2 protein-coding genes are annotated in these 6,852 nt (G+C 34.1%); both read right to left on the minus strand.

All coding sequences use genetic code 11. From position 1 onward, the window contains the following. Positions 1–440 precede the first annotated feature (440 nt). Positions 441–3,014, minus strand: a complete 2,574-nt coding sequence (locus tag GMA11_RS08880; protein WP_163546790.1) for a Rib/alpha-like domain-containing protein — start codon at positions 3,012–3,014, stop codon at positions 441–443. Positions 3,015–3,382: 368 nt separating this feature from the next. After that, positions 3,383–6,454 (minus strand): YSIRK-type signal peptide-containing protein, encoded by a 3,072-nt coding sequence (locus GMA11_RS08885; protein WP_163546791.1) that lies wholly within the window; start codon positions 6,452–6,454, stop codon positions 3,383–3,385. Positions 6,455–6,852: the final 398 nt, after the last annotated feature.

Genomic DNA, 6,852 nt, shown 5'->3' on the forward strand with positions numbered 1-6,852 from the left:
GTACGAATGGCTTCGTTCTCACACGTAGTAGAGAACGAGCGATGTATCGTGTACATCGTGGTAAGCCGTACAACTTAACGTCTGATACGAAAAAAGACTGTCGACATTTTAATTTGTCAACAGTCTGAGGTAGTCCATTCACTACCTAAAAATAGAAAACGAAACAAGTAAAACTAAAGTTACAAAAAATGAACTTTACTACAGGAATATTTGTATCTAGATCAAACTTTATTATAAAACTGTTTTTGTATGAAAACTAAAATACAAAAATTACTCGACTCTTAAGTATTGAAATCATTAACTTTCACACACAATACTTTCATTAAATAAAAAATATACTCCTAATCTAATGGCAGCTAAATACTTTGTTTTCGTTTTTCATAAATAACGATACAGTCACTATGTGCGTCTTACCTAGCATAATATTTTCGACTACTATTCTATTTTTTGTCTTCTGTTTTTTTAGAATGTATACTAATTGTTATACCCATGACAAATAATACAACACCCACGATTGAAATGGACGAAAATATAGTCCCCGTATGGGGTAAGTACTTATCATTTTTTAAAACTTTATTATTAAACAATCCATTACCGATATATGACAAATACTCTCTCTTTGTATTGACTGATTTAATGTCTAAATTTGTATCTACCTCACTATTTCCTAAACTAATATTTTCTGACCTTATACTATTTATATCTAAAGTAGAAGTTATATCTAGCTTTCCGAAATCCTTTGTACGCTCATTCGACTCTAATATATTTGTTTCTTCCATTTTAATCTCTTTACTTAACGTATCATTTTTATCTATTTCAGAAACATTTTCATCTATGTATGTCACATTATTTATCAAATCTTCATGACCTTCATTATCACGTAGTTTATTTTCTCCAATTGAGTTTCTTTGTGTTTCTGGATAAATTTGATCATGTTCATTTTCAACATTCTCTTTTATCTCCATTGAAGTATCTTCATTTCTCTCTATTGCATTCGGATTTACAGGATTGCTGCCTTTTTCTTTTTCTTCAACGTCTGGGAAGCCATCACCATCTGTATCTACTGTGTTTGGTGTTGATTGGGCATCGTTTGGATGACTTACGTCTGTTGGATTCGTAGAATCCACAATCATCACAGGTACCTCAATGAATGCTTTTGAACGGTCTGGATATTCCACAATCAATGTTACTATTTTCTTACCTACTGTCCTCGTATCTGGTAAATGTTGTAAATCCCAATATAAATATGTCTCGGACTTAGGTAATTCATCCCTATTCTTCAACATATTCTCTGAATTTGGCAAACTCGATGGCATTAAAGCATTTACTGGTAACACAATCCTTTCATCTTTCACCATTGGACGATACCGTACTGAATCATCATCTTTTGTGGTGAATTTCAAATGATATAACCACTCATCTTGATACCCCGTTCCCGACAAACTACCTTTATTCCCATTCACAAAACCACTAAATTCTTTAGAAATTCGCTCTTCAAAATAACTTCTTGACCCATGTCCTTCTTGGGTTTTACCAACATTAATAGCATGTTTAAAATTGCCAACTAAAGAAATAACGCCGTCATTAGACACCTTATAATGCGTGACCACTCCGTCTTTTGCCAGCTTATCTCCTTTTTCTGCTAACTGATTTAAATATCGATTAAATAGATTTCCTGCAATTTTCGGCGCATTAAAGGTATATCCTTTTCTAATCCATGAATATTTTCTATCGTATGCTTCAATCATAGCACGTTGTGTTAGATAACCTCCTAAAGAATGACCAGTAATATAAAGATTATTCACTTTTTTCTCACGGTTTAATCTTTCTAACAGTTTAACAACAGAATCTGCTTGACTAGGATTTGTTTTAAACAGAATACTCGCATCATTTTGGACATCTTTAAAACCTGCTGTTCCTCTAATTGCAAGTACCTGAATATGCGAATTATCAATATACGAATCTGGAACAGAACCGTATTTTTTTGCATCAAATCTCGTTTCAAAAAGCACTGCATCAAATCCATTTGACTCATGATACGTTTCTTTCACATACCAAAATGGTGCAAGTTCCTTATGCATGATATCATATTCTAATCGATCCTTATAACGGTCTACTGAGTAAAGAGTTGGATCTAATACTTTTTTGATATAATCATCATCTCGATACACCAATTCCATAAATAACACTGCTTCTCTAGGAGAGATCGTCTCCCATTTTCGTGGATTCGTGTGCTTATTATTTACTTCATCTCCATCTAGCCAACCATCACCGTCTGTATCTGCTAATTTTGGGTGACTATTGTATCCATAGTACTTCTTATCGTTCAGAGTATAGATATAAATTTCTTCTTTATTGATTAAACCATCTTTATCATCGTCCATATCTGGATCTAATGGTGGTTGTTGATATAAAGTACGATCAACAATTTCCCCCTCCAACGTAATAACTCCTCGAGAAATATTTAAAGCATATTCATTTGTCAATGCTTCTTTTTTTGCATCAAGAATATTAGAACTTCTAAATCCTGTATTAACTGTACGGTCACTCGTTACCGAGATATTTTTTGAATTGTCTATTTTTTCTTCAACTAATTGAATTTTATCTTTCTCCCCAGAAATAGAAAATTCTTCCTTTTCATCTGCCTTTGCTTTCAAGACAATCAAAGTAGTTTCTTTACTTATTTTGTCTAATTTATTAATATCTTCTGTTTCATCACTAGATATACTCTTTTCCCCTACTGTTGATTTTTCTACCGTACTTTCTGAATCATCCTTATCCGTAAGAGTAGACATATCTTCTTTTATTTTGTCTAAGACGGATACAGACGATTCATTTACCACACTGTTCATCTGCTGTTTGGAAGTATATTGAATTTCCTTAGCTTTTGCCTCACTTATTCCAAAACAGAACATTATTCCTATAGCAAAACTAACCGTTCCTATACACAATTTTCGAATAGAAAATTGCTGTTTCAAAGTATACCAATTATATTGTTTCTTTCTATTTTTCATACTTAATCTTCTCTCCTGTTTTCTGCTTAGGTACTCCATCACAATTTACTTTATACAGTATTCAATAAACAGATGTCTATATTATGGTTGTCTTCATCCTAATTTAAACAAAACGATTATTTTAAAAAGAGAGAAGATCGCAATCTTCTCTCCTCATGTGCCTAGACCACATGACAATATCTAATTACTGTTGTGTTTTAACCCTCTGGGAATGTCTCCAATAACGTCTGCGACATACCGAACTACAAAATACTGTGCGTCTATCTAACGTTCCTTCAATGGTTTTAATTTCTTTACCACATCTTTTACAAGTAAATACTCTACTATGATAAAGTATACTTGTTCCAGGCTCTTTCATACTATCCATGCTATTCTTCATCTTTTTTATATTTACTTAATAAACCAGATAATCCAAGTGTTATAAATCCAACAAATAATCCCAGATGATTTGTCGCTTCTCCTGTGTGTGGTAATTGGTTTTCAGATTTAGATACTGTATCTTCCAGTTCATTTGGAACATTAACATTTTCCGATTTATCTTTTGAACCAACACCTATATTACCACTTTGTTTATAACGTTTTGGATGACTATCTTTATCAAACGGATCTGTACCATTCTCTAACTCCTCACGGTTTGTGAAACCATCATGATCAGAATCTTCATCAAGATTTAGAACTGGTTTATCTGGTGTCACCAATCCTACGCCTATTTCATGATGTCCTTTATGTGGCTTGCTGTTTGGTGTAGAAGTCGCATCGTTTGGATTGCTTCCTTTTTCTTTTTCTTCAACGTCTGGGAAACCATCTCCATCTGTATCTACTGTGTTTGGTGTAGAAGTCGCATCGTTTGGATTGCTTCCTTTTTCTTTTTCTTCAACGTCTGGGAAACCATCTCCATCTGTATCTACTGTGTTTGGTGTAGAAGTCGCATCGTTTGGATTGCTTCCTTTTTCTTTTTCTTCAACGTCTGGGAAACCATCTCCATCTGTATCTACTGTGTTTGGTGTAGAAGTCGCATCGTTTGGATTGCTTCCTTTTTCTTTTTCTTCAACGTCTGGGAAACCATCTCCATCTGTATCTACTGGCTCTGGATAATTAACGATTACTGTTACAATCTTATCCTGACCACTTGGTGTTGTAAGTTTCACATACACTTTATTATTTTTACCAGAAGTTGGTAAAGCAGTCGTTTCCATCGCAGTATCCACATCATCTGAATTTACAATGACAGCTTTAATGCTTTCTTGTTTAACATCAAAAGCAACCTTTCCGTCTGCTTCCATTAACTTCCCTTTATATGTTTCAAACACTTTATTCTTAATCTCTTCAGCTGTAACTTGCTCACCTTCTGTTTTATCAATAGATGTTGTCGGATTTGTCACTACTAAAGCCGCAATTTTGAAACGATCTGAAATTGCTGCTCTATTTGAATCTCTCGTTCCAGCTACAGCACGAAGTGTATACTGTGACATTCCTTGTGTACTTTCCACACCTCTAACAAGACTCCCTTTTTTGAACGTTACTTGACGATTATCCTGTGAAAAGACAGATGTTACTGTATCTCCTTGAGCATACGTTTGTACTCTGCTTACATCACCGCCGCCATTTGTCAAATGCGCTTCCGTTATAACAGTACCATCTACACCTTGAATATTTCCTGTTGTGAAGTCATTGTTTGTTACTGTATCTGCCCATACATAATAGTTGCTAAATTCTGTTGCAGTCACTTTTTGTGGATAGTTCACTGTTACAGTGACTACTTTTTGATGACCAGACGGCAATGTCAAACGTACTTTAACTTTATTATTTTGTGCCTCAGGTAACTCTGACAGATTATTTTTATCAACAAGTTCTCCTGTCGGTGTTCTCACTTCAATAATCTCTTTGGTTACTTTACTCCAATCAACATCACTTCCACCTCTTTGATAAGTAGCTTGAACAGCTCCATAAATATCATTTTCTGCAGTAGGTTGACCAGATTGTTTCGTAATGGTTGTATCCGTTGCATGTACAGCACTAATTCTTATAGGTGAACTAACTGCTGGAGTTTTTCCATTCTTATCTACACGAACACGCACAGTATAACCAGAAGTATGTGTATTATCTCTTCCCAAAATAACACTACCAGCATCTAAAACAACATCTTTTTCTTTTAATTTTGTATTTATTGTATCTCCTAAAGCTGGATTTGTAACTTCATCAATCGTATCTTGACTATTTGTTATCAATCTTGCTGACGTTGGATACCCTTCTGTATGCCCAATTACTATCGGTTTTGTAAGAGGTTCATCTGACCAAACTGTTCCTGATTGTCCATTTACTTCAAGTGGAACAGGAATACGCATATAGGCACGTGCAAAGTTTTGAGAATTTTGATAACTCTTAAAACCAATCATCATTGGTAGTTCTGAGATATCTCTAATAGGTTCTTTTAATATAGCTCTATATTCAAAAACATGTTTAAATTTTCCTACTCCTCCTCTAAACACCAAAATACCAGCAGTCTCTTTTTTAATATCTTCCCCCATTCTACGTTCTGCATCAGATGTATACTTGCCCATCTGCCATCCAATTAAATCATACCAACGACGATCCAAATTATCTTTATAATATCCTTGACCACCATTTTTGCTCGAATAACTTCTGAAATCGCTACCAGTCCTATTCTCTGATATCCACTCTGAAACAGGGTTATCTCCAGCATAACCTTGTGCTGTCTCTTTATATCGACCTCCTGTTAGAGGTTCTGAAGTCAGTGTATCAATTCCTATAATGCGTTCTACTTTTTCAGGAATAGTCAGATAATATAAAGGATTCGCCCATGCATCTTCATGTGGATTAAATTGTACAGTAACTTTAATTTCTCTACCGTCTTTTAATAATTCAAATTTTGTGTCAACAGAATTATGTGCGACATTACCTTCTCCACGAGTCCATTCATATTCGGAATTTGAAGGTTCACCATTAGGATTTATGACAAACCCACCGTCTCGAAAACTCGCACCCTCAGGTAACTTTTCTGCTAAACGAACCGTTACAGTTTTGTCAATAACATAAACTTTATCTTTATACGTTACAGATACTGTACCATCACTACCTACTGTTACCATCTCCGCTCTCAGTTGCGGATTCGCTTTTAAAACACGTTTTAAAACACGCTCTTTATCATTAGCACTTAAATTGGTAATATCAGCTACAGCAATCTGTTCTGGATCTTGGATAATCTCCTTTTCCTCTGATAATACTACTTTATTTAATATTTCATTGTCATCTACAACAGATGGAGCATTTCCATGTTCAGTTTTTGAAGGTTCAAAAGCATTTGCTTGACTATTTGAAAAAGCAAGAGGAACACTTAAAATAAATGAACCCAAAAACACCGAAAAGACACCCACTTTATACTTACGAATCGAATATCTTTGTTGTCGTTTGAAAAACATCTTATTTTCCTTTCTTATCTTAATCATTCATGAATACGGGTAGTTATTTAAATATCCATATCCACATTATTGACAGCTTTTCTTAATTGTGATACGAAACAATAAAAATGACAGATGAATCACTACTCTCATTCTCCTTTCTTTCATCTTTTATTTTCGAATATTTTATACTTGTCCAAATATCAGGACTTTATGTACAAATATGTTAAAATAAAAGAAGCTTGAATTAAGATTGTGATTTTTCCAATGAATATAGGACTTTTAGAGCCACTATGCATCAAAAAACAACCAATTTATCATTTTGAAATTGGTTTGTTTAGTGCGTTCCAAAAGTCCTAGTATTTTGTACAACTTTTTTGATTTTTTCTAAGTATTAACCAGTTATAACACGTTGTTTT

Source organism: Granulicatella sp. zg-ZJ (assembly GCF_010892355.1).
Lineage (GTDB): Bacteria > Bacillota > Bacilli > Lactobacillales > Aerococcaceae > WM01.